The sequence below is a fragment of the Streptomyces sp. NPDC020490 genome (assembly GCF_044335305.1).
In the GTDB taxonomy this organism is placed as follows: Bacteria; Actinomycetota; Actinomycetes; order Streptomycetales; family Streptomycetaceae; genus Streptomyces.
Genome location: NZ_JBIRUY010000056.1, coordinates 25,733 through 44,320, shown reverse-complemented (window position 1 = coordinate 44,320; position 18,588 = coordinate 25,733). Strand labels below are relative to the sequence as shown.

Sequence of the window (18,588 nt, the reverse complement as noted above, 5' to 3'; positions counted from 1 at the left end):
GCCGCGATCTGGCACAACAACGCAACCAACGCACCGATCACCCGGTCACTGATCGCCTATGACCACTGACCGGAGATCGGACTTACTCGTCTAGCCTGCGACGAGCACGCCTCCAGCACAGCCAAGGAGATTCCGATGGACTTCGTCTCGATCCGCATCATCACCAGCGACGTCGCACGCCTCGTCGACTTCTACGAGCGAGCCACAGGGGCGCGGGCGACGTGGGCCACCGAGGACTTCGCCGAACTCCAGACCGCGGGCGCCACCCTCGCGATCGCCGGCACCCGCACCGTCCCGCTGTTCGCCCCGGACTCTGCCCGCCCGGCGGACAACCACAGCGTGATCACCGAGTTCCTCGTCGACGACGTGGACCGCGTTCACCAGAACCTGACCGGCTTCGTCACCGACTTCGTCAACGAGCCCACCACGATGCCCTGGGGCAACCGGTCGCTGCTGTTCCGCGACCCCGACGGCAACCTCGTCAACTTCTTCACTCCCGTCACCCCGGCGGCCATCGAAAAGTTCGCACGCTGACGCCACGCACAGCCGCTCACGCGGGAGCCCTGAGATCCCAGGGCTCCCGGTGAACGCGGCCACCTAGTCCAGGAGCGGCACCAGCAGGGGACACCGGAACGGCGACCACGCAACCGAGCATGAACGCCGCGTCGCACTCGCGGAGTTCGTGAACTACTACAGCTACGAGCGGCCGCACGCAGCGCTCGGCGGCCGACCGCCCATCAGCCGGACCGCCGGGAGCGACCGGATCGTCTTCGACCAGCCGCACGAACCACTCGTGGACATCCCGCAGCAGCTCACCTTCGAGGACTCCGCGTAACCAAGGTCCCGAGACACCACACCTAGGCGTCCGGAGCAGCGACGACGGCGCTCGGGAACGGGCGGCGGCGACGGAGTCACGCGCTCCCGCCCATTTCGCGCAGTTCCCGGCCGACGAGGTCGCCGGCAGCACGCTGGGCACGTTCGAACCGGCCGGTTCCCTGGACTGCCGCGGCCACGGACAGATCCTCACCGAGCGGCAGTACGCGGTGGCGGGCCCGGACTCCTGGCCGTGGGCAAGCTGGCTTGCCGGTGCCCGCGCGGAGCGGGGACGCCTGTGGGCGCCGGCGCCGGGGCCGGTCCGGGGAAGACCGGCCCGGCCCCGGCACCGGCGGCGGTCAGGGGGCGGTGAGGTACCACAGCTGTGAGCTGGTGGCATGTCCGCCGGGCAGCTCGCGCAGCGGAGCGACGTTGTCGTCGCCGTAGGTGGCGGTGACGGCGAGGTCTTCGTTGAGGTAGGGCACCAGAGCCCATGCGTCACCGCTGGTGGTGGGCCGCAGCCGCCACCATTGGGCCTTCTTGCTGGACTGGCACTTGGTCAGGTACACCCAGGTGCCGGCGTCACCGCGCATCTCCGCGCAGTTGCCCGTTGTGGTGATCGTCCACCGGTACACCGTCTCCCCGTGGGAGGTGCTGAAGGGGGTGAACTGGAAAGTCCGCGGGTAGGGGTGGTCGGCCCTGTCGACGCTCGAGGAGGCACACGATCTACTGACGCTCGCACAGGGGGAGAGGATCACGCTGTCGCGAGGGGCCAAGCAACTGGTGAAGGAGATCGCGGCGCCCCGCCCGGATCCGGCACCTGACGGTCGCGCTCCCGCCCCGCTACGCCGCCCGCCTCTTCCAAGCCCGGGAGCAGGGCGCCACCGAGCAGCGCCTGCGCCAGATCCGGGTTGAGCGTTGAGTCGGCGGGCAGGGCAGTCACAGCTGCAGTTGGGGCAGCAGCTCCGACATCACGGCGAGTGGTAGCGACGGGTTGGCGGCCGCCGCTTCCACCACCCGCCAGGCGGCGTCGGTGAGCAGTTCTGCGATGACCGGCGGGGGCAGAGCCGGATGGCCGGCGGCTATGGGCCTCGCCTTTGTGTCTGCCAGACAGGCGAGCAGCGCCGAGGCCGTCGCATGGCGGTGCCGGGCGACCTCGCGCAAAGCTTTCTGTGCCGGTGGTTTGTGCCGGGCCAGGTCCTCCAACACTGCCGGGGTCGCGTCCGGGTTCGCCGCCACCTTGGCAGCGACCTGGACCCCGTGCCGGTCGAGCATGGCGCGCAGTCGGGCTTCGGAGAGGCCCGGGTGCGGCGCGATCGACTTGACCACTTTCGCGTCGGGGTCGGTGGCCAGCGCGTCGCGTATCACGGGCGGCAGATCGCGCCGTTGGGCCACGAGCATCCGCGCGGCCGGGTTCGGCGACTGGGCGAGTTCCTCGACCTCGTCGGGGGAGGCGGCGGCAATCCGCGGCAGGAGAGTGGCGCCGAGCCGGAAGGCGCCGGCCAGGTGGGCGAGCACGTCGAGCGGCACACGTGGGTTGTGGGCGAGCCGGCGCCGCACGTCGTCGTCGGGGTCGGTGGCCAGCGCGTGGATCAGGGCGTCGTCGATCGACGGATTCTCGGCGAGGTCGGCCCGGACCGCGGGGTGGGGATCCACGGCGAGCCGTCCGCACACCTGCGACGGCAGACCGGGGCGGGCGGCGAGCGCACGGCGCAGCAGCGGCGAAGAGTGGTCTGCGAAGCTGACGACGGCTTCGCCGGGTGCGGCCGGGTTCCCCAGCGCCGTCCGCTGCGTCTCGCGCACGGTGGACTCGTGGGAGCCGTCGCAGCAGGCGCCCGGCAGCAGATCGCAGTCGGCCCGCGAGCATTGCGGATCGCGCACGAACGGCGTCTGCTCACGGCCGCAGACCAGACACCACCGCGCCGGAGGCAGCCCCTGCCCGGTGAGCAGCGCCGCCAGCACGGCCGGGGGTGTCGCCTCGTTGGCGGCCACCGCGCGGCGGACCTCGGCATGCGGATGCCCCGCAAGTCTGGTGGCCACGTCCGGCGTCGTCCACAGCGCGAGCTCCGCCACGACCCGCACGTCCGAGTCCGCGGCGAGCATCTCCACCGCATCGCGCGGAAGACCGGGGCAGGCGGCCAGCTTCTCCCGGCGCTCCACGACCGGACCCGTCGCCAAGAGGCGCGCCCACTGCGGGCGTCCGGCACGCTCGTCGAGCAGGGCGAGCGCGACGTCCGGCTGTGCCACGGGATCGACGTCGGCGGCGGTCAGCCGCCCCGCGTACGCCAGCCGCACAGCGCTTTCCTCGACACGCGAGGCCAGCGCGAGCGCCTGCGCATGGCTGAGGTCCGCGCGATCGGCGAGGACCGCGGCGATGTCCGGGTCCGCGACCGTGATCAGCCGGTCGACCAGTTCGGACGGCAAGCTCACGTTGGCGGCAAGCCCGCACAGAACATGGTTCACAGAGGCATCCTGCCCCGGACCATGGCCAGACGGCTCCTGGATTTCGACCCCGGTGAGCTGCTGCCGGCACTCGGGCACGTCCTGAGCGCGGCACGTGGCGACTCGCGCTCCTCCAACTCGCGGACCTTCTTCCGCGGAGCGACGTTCTCCGCCTCCAACCGAGTCGGCGGCTCGGCCGGCGCCTCCGACCGGTGTCCCCAGGGCCGGCTCGCACCAGCTGCCCGGACCCAGTTCCGCAGGGATGGAATTCTTGAGCAAGCCTCATCGTCCCAGCTCAGCGGGCACTTTCGCGTTTCTGGTCAAGATCCGGACGCCACCGCAACTGAAACGCGGAGGCCAAGTGCCGGGCAGACTCGGCTCGGCGGGTACGCGTCGGCATTCCGCACCTCTGGGACGACGCCACCAGTTCCTCGATCGAATCGTCTTGGACTTCGTGCGGACGGGCACGATGATGACCGGCACGCCCAACGCGGACAGACACGGGGAAGTACACATGGATGCGCCGATCGGATCCGAAGAATGGCCCGCGCGCAGCCTGCTCGGGCTGCTGTCGCTCCCGGCCCGGCGGGAACTTCTCGGACTGGGCACCCGGGTACGGTTCGAGGCGGGAGCCGTGCTCCTCAGCGAGGGAATGAACGACCAGCACGTACTGCTGCTGCTGTCCGGTTTCGCCAAGGTCACCGCCACCGTGGAGAACGGCGAGAGTTCGCTCCTCGCGGTCAGGGCAGCCGGGGACACCGTGGGTGAGATGGCTTCGATGACAGGCGCTCCGCGCTCCGCAACGGTCACCGCCTGCGGTCCGCTGACCGCCAGAGTGCTGCCCAGCGGCGTATTGCGGGAACTGCTCCAGCGCCGCCCGGAGGTCTCCATGACCCTGACCGCCGTCGTGGCCGAACGGCTGCGCTGGGCGAACCAGCGGCGGTTGGAGTTCCGCGGGTACCCGGCAAAAGTACGTCTGGCCCGGCTGCTGGTGGAACTGGCCGCCTCCTACGGATCGCCGGTGAATGGAGGCGTGGTCGTCAGCTGTCGGCTGACCCAGCCGGAGCTGGCCACCTTGGTCGGCGCTGCCGAGACCACCGTCCACAAGGTCCTGCGTGAACTGCGCGACGAGGGTCTGCTGAAGACCGGTTACCGCGCCACCGTGATCCGTGACCTGCCCCGGCTCAGACGTCTGGCGGACCTGGCGGACGAACCGCGTTGAACGGCACGTGAGCCTCCCCGGCGGCCGCTGTCAGACGACCACCCGCAGGAGTACGACCCCCAGCCCACCACTCACCCCCATGACGGCCGTGCACATCACCGCCGTCGCCAGCCAGCGGTACTTGCGGACCGCCACGCGCGCGAGGAACCGTACGGTGCGCGAAAACTCCTGCCGGTCCGTCGCCTCGTCGACACCCCTTCCGTCGGCGGGCAGGATGTCCGGCCCGTTCGCCAGCTGGACGAAGCTGTAGCGGTTGGGGTCCGGATGCCTCAGCATCCGCGGGCACAAGGTGGCCGCCAGGCTCGCCACACCGCCGACCAGTCCGCAGACGAACAGGGCCAACAGCACACCGGCGAACACCCCGGCCGCACCGCCCCGTTCCCAGGCGAGCACAGCCCGCTGGGTCCACGCCCCCGCCGTGCCGGTCAGCGCCGCCTGTGCCGCCGCCAGGATGCCCGCCTTCGCGTCCGCGTGCTGGTGGGTGGTGTGCAGTGCGGTGAACATGTACTGCGCGGGACGATTGCCGCGTTCCTGACGAGCGGACGCCATGAAGATCTCCTTCGTACGACGACGGTGTGTTCCGTCCGACACAGCCAGTAGGGACCGGATGCCCCGCCCGAACCAGACACTTCTGCGGGTTCTCGGCACCTGGTACGCGTCGGGAGTCCCGGCAACCCGTACTTCCACAGGATTCACTCCGGGGCGGGGGTGTACGACTGCTGTACCGGCGCCCGTACAGGGGGAGCGCGGGCGCCGGCCCGGCGTGAAGCAACTTTGTTGATTCACAGGAGATTTGACTGGCCGGATGGTCTCCGTCCCGGAACGGGCGTAACGAGAGGTGCCATGACAGCGAACCGTGGGGAAGGGCCGGGCGGCTCGGGGACGTTCGAGCGCAGGCTGTTGCTGGCGGTCGACGCGAAAGGGTACGGCCGTGCCGACACCGTGACGCAGCGCCAGTACCAGGAGGGCATCGCACGGCTGCTGGACCGGGCCGCCGGCACCGCCCGGCTGGACCGTGACGGCTGGCTGACGCAGGAGGGCGGCGACTCCGTGTTCGCCGTCCTGCCCGGGACGGCCTACGAGCCTGCCCTGATCGACACCTTCATGCGCGCGCTGGACGCCGGACTGCGGGAGTTCAACCAGAATCGGATCCCGCAGGCCCGGCTCAGGCTCAGAGCAGCCGTCCATTTCGGTCCCGCCGTGCCGGGCGCGGCAGGCTTCGTCGGCTCGGCCCCCGTCGAGATCGGCCGCATCCTCGACAGCACACCACACCCCTTCGCGCGGCCCTTGACCAGGCACCGGACGCCTGTCTCGCCGTCGCGGTGTCTGCGGCCGTCTTCCGTGATGTCGTGCAAGAGGCACACACCACCCTCCGGCCGGAGGAGTTCCGGCAGGTGGCCGTCACGGAGAAGGAGTACCGGGGTCAGGCGTGGATCTGGATGCCGGGAACCACCGCCCGGGGCCCGCAAGCGCCCCCGGACTCCGGCCCGGCGGCACCCTCGGACCTCGGCCCCGACAGGACCCCGCCCGGCCACGCGCCGGCGCAGCAGCCGCGCGTCGGCTTCGTCCAGAACGTGTCGGGAGGTACCGGCATCCAGGCGGAGAACGCGACGGTGACCATCACACAGACGCCCGGAATCGCAGGTGACCGGCCGTGACCGAGAACCCCGAACGCCCCCGTGTCCCGTACGAGCGGACCTACGTGCAGAACGTGGGCCCCGACGGCTGGGGAGTCCAGAGCACCAACGCGACCATCAACGTCTACGGCTCCCGCCTCCCCGCGATCGAAGAGCTCCCGGCCCCGGCCGAACTCGACCCCGCCTGGCTGATGGAACAGCCCAGCCGGCTGCTGGACGCGCGCAGCCGGATCGTCCCGTTCGTCGGCCGGGAAGCCGAGCTGGAGCGGCTGCGGCAGTGGCGGGACGCCAACGGCCCCCGGCTGTCGGTCCTGTTGCTGCATGCCCCCGGCGGACAGGGCAAGACCCGCCTCGCCCTGGAGTTCGCCGAACGGTCACGTGGCCGCACCGGGCCGGGCCCGTCCGCCGCGCGGCCCTGGCACGTCCTGCACGCGGGATTCCAGGGCGCGCCCCCCGGACCGTTCCCCTCGGGCAACGACGTCGCACCGCCCGGCGACGCCGCCGGAGTGCTCCTCGTCGTCGACTACGCCGACCGATGGGCCCACAGCGAGCTCGAACGCCTCCTGACCTCCCCCGTGCTCCATCAGCAGACGCCCACGCGCGTCCTGCTGGTCGGCCGCACGGTCCGCTGGTTCGCCGCCCTGCGCGCGGAACTCGGCGACCGGCGCGCCGCCGCCGACGACCTCCGGCTGCCGTCGCTGGCCGAGGACAGGCTGCGGATGTTCACCGCGGCCCGCGACCGCTACGCCGACAGCGCCCTGTACGGCGTGGCGGACCCCGTGAGCATTCAGCCGCCCGCCTCGCTCGGCCGGCGGGACTTCGGCCTGCCCCTCAATCTGCAGATGGCCGCCCTGGTAGCGGTCGACGCCCGCAAGAACGGCACGGCGCCGTCCCTGTCCGAGCCGCACCAGCTGTCGGCGTACCTGCTGGACCGCGAACGGCTGGCTTGGCAGAGACTCGTCGACGCCGGACGGCACGGGCAGGACTACCGGACCGGGCAGTCCGTCATGGCCAAAACCGTATTCACCGCCGTACTCACCGGAGCGGTCGGCCACGGAACCGGGAAACGCGCCCTGCGGAGGCTGGCCCTGCCGGAACCGCACGACCACCTCCTGGACGACCACCGGTTCTGTTATCCGCCCGCGGACCGGGCGACGGTCCTGGAACCGCTGTATCCCGACCGCCTCGCGGAGGACTTCCTCGGACTGCTCACCCCCGGGCACGACATCAGCTCCTACGAACCCGACCCCTGGGCGAACGACGCCCCCGCGACGCTGACCGCCACGCCCGCCGGACCGACCCCCGGCGTGACCGCCGAAGAGGACCTCCGGGCGGTCATCGCTCCCCGCGCCGTGACCTTCCTGGCGTCCGCCGCCGCCCGCTGGGCGCACCTCGGCAAGGAGATCCTTTACCCGCTGCTGTGCCGCGATCCCGGGCTCGCGATCGCCGCCGGCAGCTCCGCCCTCACCGCACTGGCCGCCCTCGGCGATCCGGGCGGCCCGGACGAAACCGGCGACGGCGCCCTCGACCCGGACCTGCTGGCCGTACTGGAGGCGGTGGAGACCCTGCTGCCCGAGGGCAGCGACGTCGACCTGGACATCGGCATCCTCGCGGTCATGGAGGGCAGAGCGCGGCCTGCCGGGAGGCCGGCGACCGCTCGGCCGAGGGCAAGGCGCTCCTCGACGTCGGCCTCACCCTCCGGAGCCTGCAACGGTTCCAGGAGGCCGCCTCCATATGGCAGCGGGCCGTGGGCATCTTCCGAGGGACCGGCGACCGCGGCAGTGAGGGAGTGGCGTGGGCCGGCCTGGGCGCCGCTCTGGCGGAGTCGGACCGTACCGGCGATGCCATCGCAGCCCGCCAGCAGGCCGTCGCGGCGTTCCGCGACGCCGGCAAGCCGAGCGAGGAAGCGGTGTTCTCGGGCGAGCTCGGCACCAGTCTCGCCGCAGCGGGCCGGCATGCCGAGTCCGCCACCGCCCACATGCGTGCGGCCGAGCTCCACCAACGTCTGGGGCACCGCGCCAAGGAGGGCCCGGCCCTGCGCGATGTCGGCCTCGCCCTGGAGAACGCGGGGCAGCACGAGGAGGCGATCGCCTGGTACTCGCGGGCCGCGGCGGTCTTCCACGAGGCACGTGACCACCAGGACGAGGCCGACGTCCTGCGCCGGGTGGCCGGAGCCCTGACGTCGGTGGGGCGGGCCGAGGAATCCATCGTCATGTGGCAGCGGTCGGTGGCCTGTTCTCAGCAGTCGGGCGACGACCCGTACGAAGCGGTGGGCCACTACGGTCTCGGACAGGCCCTCATGGAGGGGGCACGCCACGACGAGGCCCTCAGCGCCTTCCGGCGAGCCGTGGACCTCATGCGGCAAAGAGGCATGCGAGGCCCTGAGGCCACCACGCTCCGCGAACTGTCGCGCGCCCAACTGGCCCTGGGCTGGACGGAGCAGGCCATCGCGGCCCTCGCCCGGGCCGTCACCTGCCTCGAAGAGGAAGGTGACCCCGAGGGCCAGGGCGAGGCCCTGTTCGACCTCGGCAAAGCGTTGGTGAAGGCAGGCCGGTGCGAGCAGGCCGCCGTCGTCGCCCTGCGCTGCGCCGACGTGAGCCGCAGGGCACACCGTCCCGATCTCGAACAACGGGCCCTGATGGAAATCGGCGTCGACATCGCGAACGCGGGCCGGACCGAGGAAACCCTCCCGGTGTTCCGGCGCCTCCGCGAGGCCTACGCGGCAGCCGGTGACACGGAGAAGGAGGGCTGGGGGCTGGTCCTCGTGGCCGGGGCCCTGGTGGACGCCGGCCGCTTCGCGGAGGCCATTCTCGCGAACCGCCAGGCCGCCGACTTCTGCCGCGCCACGGGCAACACCCTCGGCACGGACACGGCCCTGGGCCAACTGAGAAAGGCCGAACTGGGTCTGAGGCTACGGCCTCAGCGGGGCGTCACTCCCTGAGAGCGACAGGGAGTAGCCCGAGTCCCCACGCTTTCCGGCGCGGCCCCCGACGACGACGCGTCGACCGCCTCAGCCGGGCTCTCGCACCCCAGCTCCGCGATACGCTGCGGGACGGGGCCCAGCACCTGATCCAGTTCGGCCTGCGTGCAGCGGCGTCTGCCCCGGTGCGGGCTTCCTGCCAGGCGGCCCATTCAGCGGTCGCGCCTGCCTCCCTGCTTCGGACGCTCCAAGTCGACGGCTCACCGCCGCGGCCGCTGCCTCAAGCCGCAGCGTCTCCGTTCATGGCAGCCCGCCGCAGCCACAACGCCGCCCCGCCGACGACCCAGCTTTGGCCGACGGCCTCGGCCTTACCTGCCTGTCACCGCTCGGTTCGTGGGACGCCCTGGTCGTCAGCCCCAACAGGCACCACAGGAAAAGGGAATTGGCGTGGCAGACCCCGTGTGTAGCCTCGTGCGAGTACTGATCGACTTCACGATCGGCTCACCAGGGGAGGACCATGAAAAGCACAGCACGTTTTGGCCGAAGAGTCGGCTGGGCCGCAACGGGAGGGGGGCTCGCCCTGGTGCTGCTGACGGCGACCGGCGCCCACGCCGAGGGGCGGGGCGACGTCCGGGTGGTGTCCACCGTCGTCAACGACGGAGCCAACGTCACGGTCGGCACAACGCAGAAGGTGACCTTCCCGATCGCCATCACCATCAAGGACAACTCGGGCGTGAAGGGGCTCACCCTCGTCAGCACCTTCAACCGCTCCAACGGCTACGGCTTCTTCGACTGGACGGGCACGACGTGCGAGAAGAAGTCCTCGACGACGTCGGTGTGCACGGCGACCATGTCGGTGGACCCGGCCTGGATCGCCGCCAGTGACGACATCGACTCCAACAACGTCGCCGGCACCTGGACGGTGAACGCCACCGTCAAGGCGAACGACGGGGACTACTGGATCTCCGACTCCATCGCCGCCTACAAGGTGAAGCGGGCCTCGAAGCTGACCACGGACGCGGCCCCCGAACCGGTCGCCAAGGGCGCGAAACTCACGGTCACCGGCAAGCTGTCGCGCGCGAACTGGGAGACCCTGAAGTACCAGGGATTCGCCGGACAGGACGTGAAGCTCCAGTACCGCAAGGCAGGCGCCGCCCACTACAGCACGGTCAAGACCGTGAAGACGGGCAGCTCCGGACAGCTCAGCACCAAGGTGACCGTCACTTCCGCGGGCAGTTGGCGCTGGTTCTTCCCCGGCACGACGACGACCGCCCGGGTCGTGTCGGCCGGTGACGCGGTGGTCCTCTCGTAGTCACGGCACGCGAGAGGCCGTCCGCCGCCCCAGGGGAATGCCGTGTGGCGGCGGACGGCTTCGCCGATCCGGCTGCCTCGGCGTGCCCGCCCACCTGGTCCTCACCGACGAGGGCGGCGCGATCTTCAGCCAGGTCCGGCCGCGCCTGCTTCGCCGGCACTGCCGCCCGCCTCGAAGCCGCCTGGATCGCCGGACTCGACGTGCTGATCTTGATCTGGGACAAGCGCGACGCCGCCCGGCCGCCCGCGATGTCACGGCACCGCCCCCCGGCCGGCGGCGGCACCGCAGGCGCACCGCCGGTAGGCTGCGGTGGTGCGCACGGTCGAGCTTCTGTTGGATGAGGCGGCGGAACTGGCGGTCCGGGAGGCGTGGCGGCGGCTGGCGGACGCGGGGCTGCCCAGTCAGGCGCGGCACCGCTCACCGACGAACAGCCCGCACCTCACCCTGGCCGCCTGTCCGGAGCTGACCGGTCCGATCCGCTGGGAGCTCGCCGAGGTGGCCGCCGCCCTGCCGCTGCCGGTGCACTTCACCGGCGTGGTCCGTTTCGAGCGGCCGACCTCGGTGCTGGCCTGGGCGCTGGACCTCGACTCCGAGCTGGCCGGCTTGCACCGCCAGGTCTGGGAGGCGGTGGCCTCCGACAGCCCTCCCGGAACTCTCAGCCCCTTCCACGCACCTGGGCGCTGGAGCCCGCACGTCACCCTCGGCCGTACCCGGCGCCCTGGTGCCTTCGCCGGACGGAGGGTCCCTGAGCTGCTGCCGGCGCCGCCGTTGACGGTCCGGCTCACCACCCTGCGCAGCTACGACACCGCCACCGGCGCCTTGGAGGTGCTGGAGCCCCGCTGCTGAGACGCCCCCGACACCGGGCCGCGGCCGGAGGCCGACGACCACCGGCAGAACTACGGTGGCGGGAGAGCAGCACCCACCGGGCGGACAGAGCGCCGCCGACACCGACAAGCTCACCCGACACCGGCGCGCCCCGGCAGGGGGCATGAGAACGGCTGTCCCCCTCCGCCCTTGCGCTCCACCGTTGCCGGGCATGAGCACGCAGGCCTTCAAGGGCTCTTGTCTTCCGGCTGCCGACGACGCCCCGGCACGTATTCCGCCGCGCGCCTGATCCGCAACTCCTGCACTGCCGACCTGGCCCACGCCGACGTGCTGCGCCGCCTGACGGCGGCCGGTGAGGTAGGTCCGACCACCCGCTGGACGCTGCTGCGTGGCGCCCCGGAGAACTCCACCACCGGCCTGTGGCTCCTCGACGGCGCCGGACGCGGCGAGCGCCGACGCCGCGCTCCGCCGCCGTGGGACGAGGACATGCGCAACCGGCATCAGCACGAGACCGACACCGGTCACTTCCCGTCCGGCGGCGGCATGACCGGTGCGCGGCGCCGGGCCGAGATCGGCGCCATCGCCGAGCCGCATCGATCGCGCGGCAATGCCCAGGCGGTGAGTCCGCGCACGACTATCTCCGACTCGCCCGGCTCCACCTGTACGCGGACCCGGCCAGCGTAGGAAGAGCCGGCAGGAGGCCTGGTTGCCCTGCTCGGGCGCAGCCCGTCTGCGCGAGCAGGTCCGTCCACAGCTTTGTGGTGAGCAATGGCATCTGTCCGCTCAGTTCGCCGCCGCCGGCCAGACGCAAGATCTCAGGGCGGGCAGCAATGTGAGACAGGGCCGTTGGCCGGACAGACCTGCCGTGGGATGCCCGTCAGGAAGGACGCACCGGCGACGGCGAGCCGGTGGCCACGCCACATGCCGGCTACCCGCCCAGAAAAGTACCGATTCAGCACCTACTGGGAGGGCGGAAACCGGCGTCATCGTGATTGTTCACTGTGGCGGAAGGGGCCTGCTGAACAACGCCGTGGGCGGTGAACTCGATGACACACCGCACAGGCCGGGCCACAGCCGGCCCGGCCGCAACCGCCAACGGAGGAATCACGATCATGGATGTGCGCACACGCGCCACCTTCGCCCTGTCGACCGCGGCCCTCGGCATGGGCCTCGCCCTCGGAACGCCTGCCGCAGCAGCTCCCGCGCCGGCCGACACCGTCACCGCCGCGGCAGTGACCGCCCCGGCCACCGGCACGGCAACCGCACCGGCCGCGGCCGCCGACACGTCGGTCGCGGCCCGAGCCCGAGCGTGCACGAGGCTGTGGACGCAGCGCAGTTACGGATACGCCGACGTCTGCAAGACCTGGTACCACCAGAGCGGCTACCCCGGCCGCTACCACGGCACGCTGTGGGGCACCGTCCACCACTACCACGCCCCCTCCAACCGCCAGGTCGTCGTGCAGGCGAGCCTCGACGGCAGGAAGTTCCTCCTCGGCGCGACCTACGGCAACAAGTCCTTCAGCAACAAGTACCGCTACACCCGGAAGCTCCTGATGCGGCTGTGCCTGCACCGCCCCGGCGGCGGCGTCTCCTACTGCGGCGGCTGGTGGTGATGTCAGACGAGTGACTGGGGTGCGGTACCGGGACACCCGACCGGTACCGCACCTTCTCGCCGACCGCGGCGGGGAAGTCGTCCTGATCGACGGCACCCTCATCCCCACCCAGCGCCGCACCGGGAAGGCGAACCGGAAGAACTGCTCTGGCAAGCACCACACCCACGGCCTGCACTTCCTCGCCCTGACCGACGAGAAGGGCAGGCTGATCTGGATCTCCGCCGCCCGACCCGGCCGGACCCACGACGCCACCGCCGCCCGCCGCGACAGGATCGTCGAACACCTCAAGGCAGCCGGCCTCGGCGCCCTCGCCGACCTCGGCTTCATCGGCGTCGACAAGCCCGACGGCCCCGACGACCAGGTCGTCGTCACCGGCTACAAGGCCACCCGCTGGCGCAAGCTCACCCCCGGCCAGAAGCAGGCCAACCGCGTGTTCGCCGCCGGCCGCGCCCCGGTCGAGCACGGCTTCGCAAACCTGAAGGCCTGGCGCATCCTCACCAAGCTCCGCACCGACCCCGGCCACGCCACCGCGCTCCTGCGCGCCCTGCTCGTCCTGACCAACTTCGAAGTCAACCGGTGACGAACGATCAAGGCCGCAGACTGCCGCCCGCGACCAGCGTGAGCACCCCGGCCAAGTAGGCCCGGGGCGGCGGCTGGCGTGGTCCTTAGCCGCCGAAGGCCAGGCCGCTGTGCTCGCAGTCTCTCTCGGTCGCCCGGGCAACAGCAGGTGAGGAGCGCGGGGCTTGGATCTGGCGCCCTTCGGCGTTCTGCCGGTACGGACTGTGCTCACGCGACCGCAGTCCAGGGTGGGGAGTTCTGATGCGTCGGTACGTTGTCGTGGCAGGCATGGCTGGGCTTGCCGCCATGGTGGTCACCGTAGTGGTGCTTTTGTCTGGCGGGGGGACGGCACCGACGGCGTCCCGGGCGCCCACGTCCCGCCCCCGCGCGGCCCGTCGGCCACGGGCCGCCCGCAGGAGTACGACTGGATGGCGATCTTCACCAGAGTTCCACAGAGTCTGGGAGACATCCGCTCCGCACCGGCCACCCCTGCCGTCACCTCTTTGGACTCGTCGACGAAGCGGCCTGGTTGACGCCCCGTCCGTCAGCCGCCCTTGTGCGTGTAGTACCGGCGGGCCTGTGCGGCGAAGGCCTCGACGAGCGCGGCGGTCGCGCCCCCGGCGATGCTCGCGCCGACCACCGGCGCCATGCTCGCGCCGACCTCGCCGGCGACGTAGGCCGCCAGCTTGACCCCTAGCAGGCCGAGGAAGCCGGGCACGGCTTGCTCCAGGAGGGAGCGCGTCACGGCGGCGTCCTGCGCGGCGCGGGCCGAACGCAGGGCATCGAGGTCGATTCCGCCGAAGGCGGCGCGGGCCGCCGTCAGGTCGTCCTCCGAGACCGCTCCTGTCCACAGGCCGGTGATCAGCAGGATGTCTGTCACGGGCTCCACTGGGACGCCCATGTCCTGGCCGACGGCCCATGCCACATGGGCCATCTTCCGGTAGGTGAAGACGACCGAGGCGGGGGCCGCCACTACCCAGACCCCGGGGATCAGGGCGCCGGCGGCGGCCAACCCGACCGCCTGGCTGCTCTGCCACCACTTCCACCGGCCCACGCTCTTCCACTGCTCGGCGTTCCTCAGCACGTCGTCCGCGTCGCCCAGCGCGGCTGCGATGGCCTTGAACGCGAGCTCGTCGCGCAGCGGCATGGTCAGCTCTTCCAAGTGACGTCGTTGGGGCTGACGTGCTCCCCGGTGGACTGCAGCACGGGGCCGCCGGTGCCGCTCTGGATCACGATGTTGCCGTTGTGGTCGACGCCCTGCCGGTAGAAACCCTCGTACCCGAACTTCGGTTCGATGGCGTGGTGCGGGTGCACTGCCCCGTCGGGGACGGCAGTGCCCGAGTCGAACCCGTCCGCGTTGGCCGCGGCGGCCGCGGCGCCGCCGATCGGGTCGAGCAGCAGTGTTGACACGACCGCGGAGGCGACGCCGCCGAGCACGACGCCGAACAGCTTGACGGTGAACTCCTCCCCGCCGGGCGGCAGTTCGAAGAAGTCGGACACCTGCTTGCCGAGCCGGCGGCCCACCGCGCCCGCGGCGCGACCGGCGGCCATGCTCGGCAGGAGCGACCATGGCATGGGTGAACTCCCCTGCTGTATTCGGTGGTCGAGGGTGGCTCCGGGATCAGTGCCCGGCGTACCGGGCGATCTTGCCCCGCATCTCCAGGTCGGTGACCAGGGCGTCGAGCAGCTTCTCGTAGCCGAGGCCGGTCAGCACCTTGATCAGCCACCTGCCGGTGTCGGACTCGAGGAACGCGTCCAGCTTCTTGAGCTCCCTGCTCATCGCCAGCTCGCAGAGCTTGATCCAGGCTTCGCCCAGCGCCTTGGTCGCGGCTACGGCCACGGTCGCGGAGACGGTCGCGCCCACGACCGCCCCGACCACGGGCACGAACCGGATCGCCTTCTCTGCCAGGAGCTTGGCGAGCCGCCGCATCGCTGCCTGCGTCAGCTTCTTCGCGCCGGCACGGCTGAGCTTCGCCGTGCCGGCGCCCAGTAGCAGCGAGACCGGGGCGACGGCGGCCCGCTCGCACGCGGGCAGCCGGTAGATATCGGCGATCTCGCGGATCATCCGGATCTGGACCGGTGCCACCAGCGCCACGTCCACCATCGGTACGGGCAGCGCGCCCGCCGCGCCGCCGACCACACCGGCCGTCACCGTGGCGGACTTGACCAGGGCCTTCGCCCTCTTCCTCGCGCCGCCGAACTGCTCCCCCATGGCCACCACCCCCTTGATTTCACAGTAGAGCCACAACTCCTCCCAGAACATCCCATGTAGATGGGATGCCGCCCTACCCTCTCCCCATGGCGTCACGCGACCTCAACAACCGTAGCTACCAAGCACGTTCGGGGCGGGCCGACCCGGAGCCACTGGACGTCCTGAAGAGTGCCGCCACCTCCCTGCTGCGCCGCGTGCCGGCGGACGTGTGGTGCGCGGTGATGCTGGACCCGGCCACCCTGCTGGACACCGGAGGCCTGCATGAGCAGGGTTTCCGCGCGGAGTCGATGCCCCGCCTCTTCGAGATCGAGCACGGCGAGCAGATTGGTGTCGACAACATCCGTGCCCTCGCCAGGCGCCGGGCCGCCAGCAGCCTGCTCAGCGTCTCGACCGGGGGAGACCTCGCTCAGAGCGTCTACTACCGGGACATCCTCGCGCCCGAGGGACTGGCCGACGAACTGCGCGTCACGCTGAAGGCCGACGGCTGCACCTGGGGGCTGCTGGTGCTGTGCCGGGCGCGGGAATCCGCGCCCTTCTCCGCCAAGGACCTGGCCGCTGCCGAGGCCGCCAGTGCGCCGGCTGCCGCCGAGCTGCGTCGGGCACTGCTCCTCAAAGGCATCGACGACGTGGAAGTGCCGGACGCACCGGGCCTGGTGACGGCGCGACCGGACGGCCGGATCACCTACGTCAGCCGGATCGCCGACTACTGGCTGGCGCAGGTCTCCGAACGGCACCGCAACCCCGGCACCACCACCCACACCCTCACCGCCGTGCTCAGCCACGCGCGCCGCCGCACCTCCGCGGACCCGGTGTCGGCCCGGGTTCGTCTCAACTCCGGCCGCTGGCTCACCATCAGCGCCTGGACCGAGGCGCTGGGGGGCGAGGAGACGGTCATCGCCTCGCTGACGCCGAGCCTGCCGGCCGCCCTTACCGCGCTGGTCCTCAACGGCTACGGCCTGACGCCCAGAGAGCGCCAGATCGCGCAGCTCGTCATCCTGGGCCGCGGATACGCGGAGATCGGCGACTCGCTCGGCATCCGCGAACAGACCGTCAACGACCACATGCGCAAGGTCTTCGCCAAGACCGGCGTCGACAACCGCATCGAACTCTGCACCAACCTGTTCACCCGCCACCACCTGCCCGTCCTCGCCGACCCGCCGCTCTCGACCGACGGCCGCCTCATGAGCTCCGGCTGAACCCGTCCTTCGCATGTGGACAGATTGAGGTCGTTTCATCGTGATACGTACAGGTCACCGGGCCTGGTGTGGCTCGCGTAGTGGTGCCCGCAGTCATGGTGAGGTCGGCCAGCGTCGTCCAGTTGCTCTCGTCGGTGGAGCCTTCCAGGCGGTAGCGGTAGTTCGTGTCGGCCTTCTTCCAGACGACGCGGACCCCGGTGAGGGGCTTGGCCGCCCCCAGGTCCACCGTCAGCCACTGGTCCGGGCCGCTCTCGCCGGCCAGCCAGTACGTCGATGTGGAGCCGTCCACGGCCAGGGCCGCGGAGTTGTCCTCCGCCGCGCTGCTGGCCGTGGCCCTCCGGTGAACGGCGAGGTCGCGCTGGCACACCGGACGGTCCAGCCTGATGCCGACGACGCTGTCCTCTGCGTGGCGGCTCCGGTTGACACCTTCGACCGTAACCGTCCCGTCAGGGGCGGACGCGTAGGACAGCGTGGTGCCCGTGGCCACGTCGAAGACCTTCTCGACCTTCGCGTCGCCGAGGGAGGGGGTGGTGAAGCCGGTGCCGCTGTAGCCGCGCAGCAGGTGGACGTAGATGGTGCGGTCGCGGTGGGTGAAGCCGTACTTGCCGTCGACGGGCTGCCAGGGTCCGCCACGGGTGCCGTACACGGAGTCGCCGTAGGTACGCATGAACTCGCCGATCCGCCGGAGCAGGCTCGCCTGGGCGTCGGGCACGGTGCCGTGCCGGTCCGGGCCGACGTAGACCATCACGGTGATGTCGCGGACCCACCGCGGTCACCAGGATGACGCCCTCCCGCCCCGCATGCGTGATCTTCCTGGTCCAGGCCGCGCCCCGGCCCGTGGCCGGGGTCTGGTCAGCCGTCGCGGAAGGGCCGCCGATCGACGGGGTCTGCGTGTGTGTTGCGGGACGAGGGCTCGGACAGTGCCGCGTGGCGCAGGTGTTCGGCGAGCGCCGCGGTGGCCGTCGATACGGCGTTGTCCTTGACGCCCCACGCCAGCAGATGGCGGCGGCGGGCCCAGGGGTCCTGCAGTTCGCACACGTCGAGTGGCTGGTGGGGGTCGATGGCGCGACGCGGTACGACGGCGAGCCCGACGCCGGCGGCAGCGAGGGAGACGAGGATGTTGAGGTTGGCGACGGTGGTGCGGTAGCGCACCACCGGAGCGCGGGGCCCGAGGTGCTTCTCGATCCAGCGGCGCAGCGAGGAGTCGGCGTGGAGCCCGACGAGAGGGTGCTCGGCGGCCTCGCTGTAGGCGATCGAGGTCCGTCCGGAGAGAATCCCCCCTACCTGGGCGATCACGACGAGGGAGTCGTCGCCGAGGGGCTCCATGCGAAGGCCGCAGTCGCGGGCCTCGCCGTCGAGGACGACCCCCAGGTCCGCCTCGCCGTCGGCGAGCATCCGCACCGTTCGAGGGGTACGGCTCTCGGTCACTGTGACGTCGACGTCCGGGTGTGCGCGGAGGAAGGAGACCAGGGCCTGCGGTACGAGCCGGTGCATCGCGGAGCCGCCGCCCAGCAGGGTCAGCGGAGCGGTCGGGGACCGGGTGTAGCTTGCGACGGCGCTTTCGAGCCGCGCGGTCTGGGCGAGCACGTCGCGTGCGTGGCGGGCCAGGGTCGTCCCCGCCGGCGTGGGCCGCACACCCCGCCGGCCGCGGATCAGCAGTGCCACGCCGGCGTGGTGCTCCAGTGAGCGCACCCTGGCGCTGGCCGACGGCAGGCTCAGGTGCATCCGATGGGCACCCGCTGTGATCGACCCCTCCGTGACGATGTGGAGAAAGAGCCGCAGGTCGTCCAGGTCGTAGCGCACCGTCTCAGCCTAAGGCCCGGCCTTAGGCTGGGTAC

19 protein-coding genes and 2 pseudogenes are annotated in these 18,588 nt (G+C 71.4%); 13 read left to right on the top strand and 8 right to left on the bottom strand.

Annotated features, from left to right (window positions below):
- The first annotated feature begins 135 nt into the window (after nucleotides 1-135).
- The gene (locus ACH4ZX_RS37820) at nucleotides 136-534 is read left to right on the top strand and encodes a VOC family protein (protein WP_398283046.1); all 399 of its coding nucleotides are present in this window, start codon (nucleotides 136-138) and stop codon (nucleotides 532-534) included.
- Between the two features lie 127 nt (nucleotides 535-661).
- Nucleotides 662-835: pseudogene (locus ACH4ZX_RS37815) on the top strand (hypothetical protein); the annotation flags it as partial.
- Nucleotides 836-1,172: 337 nt separating this feature from the next.
- Here the strand turns inward: ACH4ZX_RS37815 and ACH4ZX_RS37810 are convergent.
- Nucleotides 1,173-1,448 (bottom strand): hypothetical protein, encoded by a 276-nt coding sequence (locus tag ACH4ZX_RS37810; protein ID WP_398283044.1) that lies wholly within the window; start codon nucleotides 1,446-1,448, stop codon nucleotides 1,173-1,175.
- Between the two features lie 173 nt (nucleotides 1,449-1,621).
- On the opposite strand from ACH4ZX_RS37810, the pseudogene ACH4ZX_RS37805 reads away from it, so the two are divergent.
- Nucleotides 1,622-1,729, top strand: a pseudogene (locus ACH4ZX_RS37805) (XRE family transcriptional regulator); the annotation flags it as partial.
- Nucleotides 1,730-1,752: 23 nt separating this feature from the next.
- Here ACH4ZX_RS37805 and ACH4ZX_RS37800 read toward each other — a convergent pair.
- A complete protein-coding gene (locus ACH4ZX_RS37800) occupies nucleotides 1,753-3,276 on the bottom strand; it encodes a hypothetical protein (RefSeq protein ID WP_398283042.1) in 1,524 nt (507 codons plus the stop codon).
- 493 nt (nucleotides 3,277-3,769) lie between these two features.
- Here ACH4ZX_RS37800 and ACH4ZX_RS37795 point away from each other — a divergent pair, with 493 nt between their 5' ends.
- The gene (locus ACH4ZX_RS37795; RefSeq protein WP_398283040.1) at nucleotides 3,770-4,477 is read left to right on the top strand and encodes a Crp/Fnr family transcriptional regulator; all 708 of its coding nucleotides are present in this window, start codon (nucleotides 3,770-3,772) and stop codon (nucleotides 4,475-4,477) included.
- A gap of 30 nt (nucleotides 4,478-4,507) precedes the next feature.
- Here the strand turns inward: ACH4ZX_RS37795 and ACH4ZX_RS37790 are convergent, their stop codons facing one another.
- Nucleotides 4,508-5,026 carry a Pycsar system effector family protein gene (locus ACH4ZX_RS37790; protein WP_398283038.1) on the bottom strand — a complete coding sequence of 173 codons (519 nt, stop codon included), beginning with the start codon at nucleotides 5,024-5,026 and terminating at the stop codon, nucleotides 4,508-4,510.
- Between the two features lie 800 nt (nucleotides 5,027-5,826).
- Between ACH4ZX_RS37790 and ACH4ZX_RS37785 the strand changes: the two genes are divergently transcribed.
- From ACH4ZX_RS37785 to ACH4ZX_RS37750, 8 genes are all read left to right on the top strand, one after another.
- A complete protein-coding gene (locus tag ACH4ZX_RS37785; protein ID WP_398283036.1) occupies nucleotides 5,827-6,135 on the top strand; it encodes a hypothetical protein in 309 nt (102 codons plus the stop codon).
- Nucleotides 6,132-8,294 carry a hypothetical protein gene (locus ACH4ZX_RS37780; protein WP_398283034.1) on the top strand — a complete coding sequence of 721 codons (2,163 nt, stop codon included), beginning with the start codon at nucleotides 6,132-6,134 and terminating at the stop codon, nucleotides 8,292-8,294. The genes ACH4ZX_RS37785 and ACH4ZX_RS37780 overlap by 4 nt, the downstream gene beginning before the upstream one ends.
- Nucleotides 8,279-9,055 carry a tetratricopeptide repeat protein gene (locus ACH4ZX_RS37775; RefSeq protein WP_398283032.1) on the top strand — a complete coding sequence of 259 codons (777 nt, stop codon included), beginning with the start codon at nucleotides 8,279-8,281 and terminating at the stop codon, nucleotides 9,053-9,055. Before ACH4ZX_RS37780 ends, ACH4ZX_RS37775 begins: the two co-directional genes overlap by 16 nt.
- Nucleotides 9,056-9,551: 496 nt before the next feature.
- Nucleotides 9,552-10,346: a hypothetical protein gene (locus tag ACH4ZX_RS37770; protein ID WP_398283030.1), complete on the top strand. Its 795-nt coding sequence runs from the start codon at nucleotides 9,552-9,554 to the stop codon at nucleotides 10,344-10,346.
- 312 nt (nucleotides 10,347-10,658) lie between these two features.
- Nucleotides 10,659-11,192 (top strand): 2'-5' RNA ligase family protein, encoded by a 534-nt coding sequence (locus ACH4ZX_RS37765; RefSeq protein WP_398283028.1) that lies wholly within the window; start codon nucleotides 10,659-10,661, stop codon nucleotides 11,190-11,192.
- A gap of 216 nt (nucleotides 11,193-11,408) precedes the next feature.
- Nucleotides 11,409-11,855: a hypothetical protein gene (locus ACH4ZX_RS37760; protein ID WP_398283026.1), complete on the top strand. Its 447-nt coding sequence runs from the start codon at nucleotides 11,409-11,411 to the stop codon at nucleotides 11,853-11,855.
- 428 nt (nucleotides 11,856-12,283) lie between these two features.
- Entirely contained in the window at nucleotides 12,284-12,784 is a 501-nt protein-coding gene (locus tag ACH4ZX_RS37755; RefSeq protein WP_398283024.1) for a hypothetical protein, read from the top strand.
- Between the two features lie 10 nt (nucleotides 12,785-12,794).
- On the top strand, nucleotides 12,795-13,364 hold the full coding sequence (locus ACH4ZX_RS37750; protein WP_398283022.1) for a transposase family protein: 570 nt from the start codon (nucleotides 12,795-12,797) through the stop codon (nucleotides 13,362-13,364).
- Nucleotides 13,365-13,886: 522 nt separating this feature from the next.
- Here the strand turns inward: ACH4ZX_RS37750 and ACH4ZX_RS37745 are convergent.
- The 3 genes from ACH4ZX_RS37745 to ACH4ZX_RS37735 are packed head-to-tail and all read right to left on the bottom strand — an operon-like array spanning nucleotide 13,887 to nucleotide 15,554.
- Nucleotides 13,887-14,504: a hypothetical protein gene (locus ACH4ZX_RS37745; RefSeq protein WP_398283020.1), complete on the bottom strand. Its 618-nt coding sequence runs from the start codon at nucleotides 14,502-14,504 to the stop codon at nucleotides 13,887-13,889.
- Nucleotides 14,492-14,917 (bottom strand): hypothetical protein, encoded by a 426-nt coding sequence (locus ACH4ZX_RS37740; RefSeq protein WP_398283018.1) that lies wholly within the window; start codon nucleotides 14,915-14,917, stop codon nucleotides 14,492-14,494. Before ACH4ZX_RS37740 ends, ACH4ZX_RS37745 begins: the two co-directional genes overlap by 13 nt.
- Before the next feature lie 46 nt (nucleotides 14,918-14,963).
- Nucleotides 14,964-15,554 (bottom strand): DUF697 domain-containing protein, encoded by a 591-nt coding sequence (locus ACH4ZX_RS37735; protein ID WP_398283016.1) that lies wholly within the window; start codon nucleotides 15,552-15,554, stop codon nucleotides 14,964-14,966.
- Between the two features lie 86 nt (nucleotides 15,555-15,640).
- Here ACH4ZX_RS37735 and ACH4ZX_RS37730 point away from each other — a divergent pair, with 86 nt between their 5' ends.
- Nucleotides 15,641-16,750: a helix-turn-helix transcriptional regulator gene (locus ACH4ZX_RS37730; protein WP_398283014.1), complete on the top strand. Its 1,110-nt coding sequence runs from the start codon at nucleotides 15,641-15,643 to the stop codon at nucleotides 16,748-16,750.
- Here ACH4ZX_RS37730 and ACH4ZX_RS37725 read toward each other — a convergent pair.
- Together ACH4ZX_RS37725 and ACH4ZX_RS37720 are read right to left on the bottom strand one after the other, a co-directional pair.
- Nucleotides 16,734-17,495 carry a discoidin domain-containing protein gene (locus ACH4ZX_RS37725; protein WP_398283012.1) on the bottom strand — a complete coding sequence of 254 codons (762 nt, stop codon included), beginning with the start codon at nucleotides 17,493-17,495 and terminating at the stop codon, nucleotides 16,734-16,736. The genes ACH4ZX_RS37730 and ACH4ZX_RS37725 overlap by 17 nt on opposite strands.
- 107 nt (nucleotides 17,496-17,602) lie before the next feature.
- A complete protein-coding gene (locus tag ACH4ZX_RS37720; protein WP_398283010.1) occupies nucleotides 17,603-18,553 on the bottom strand; it encodes a LysR family transcriptional regulator in 951 nt (316 codons plus the stop codon).
- Between the last annotated feature and the right edge of the window lie 35 nt (nucleotides 18,554-18,588).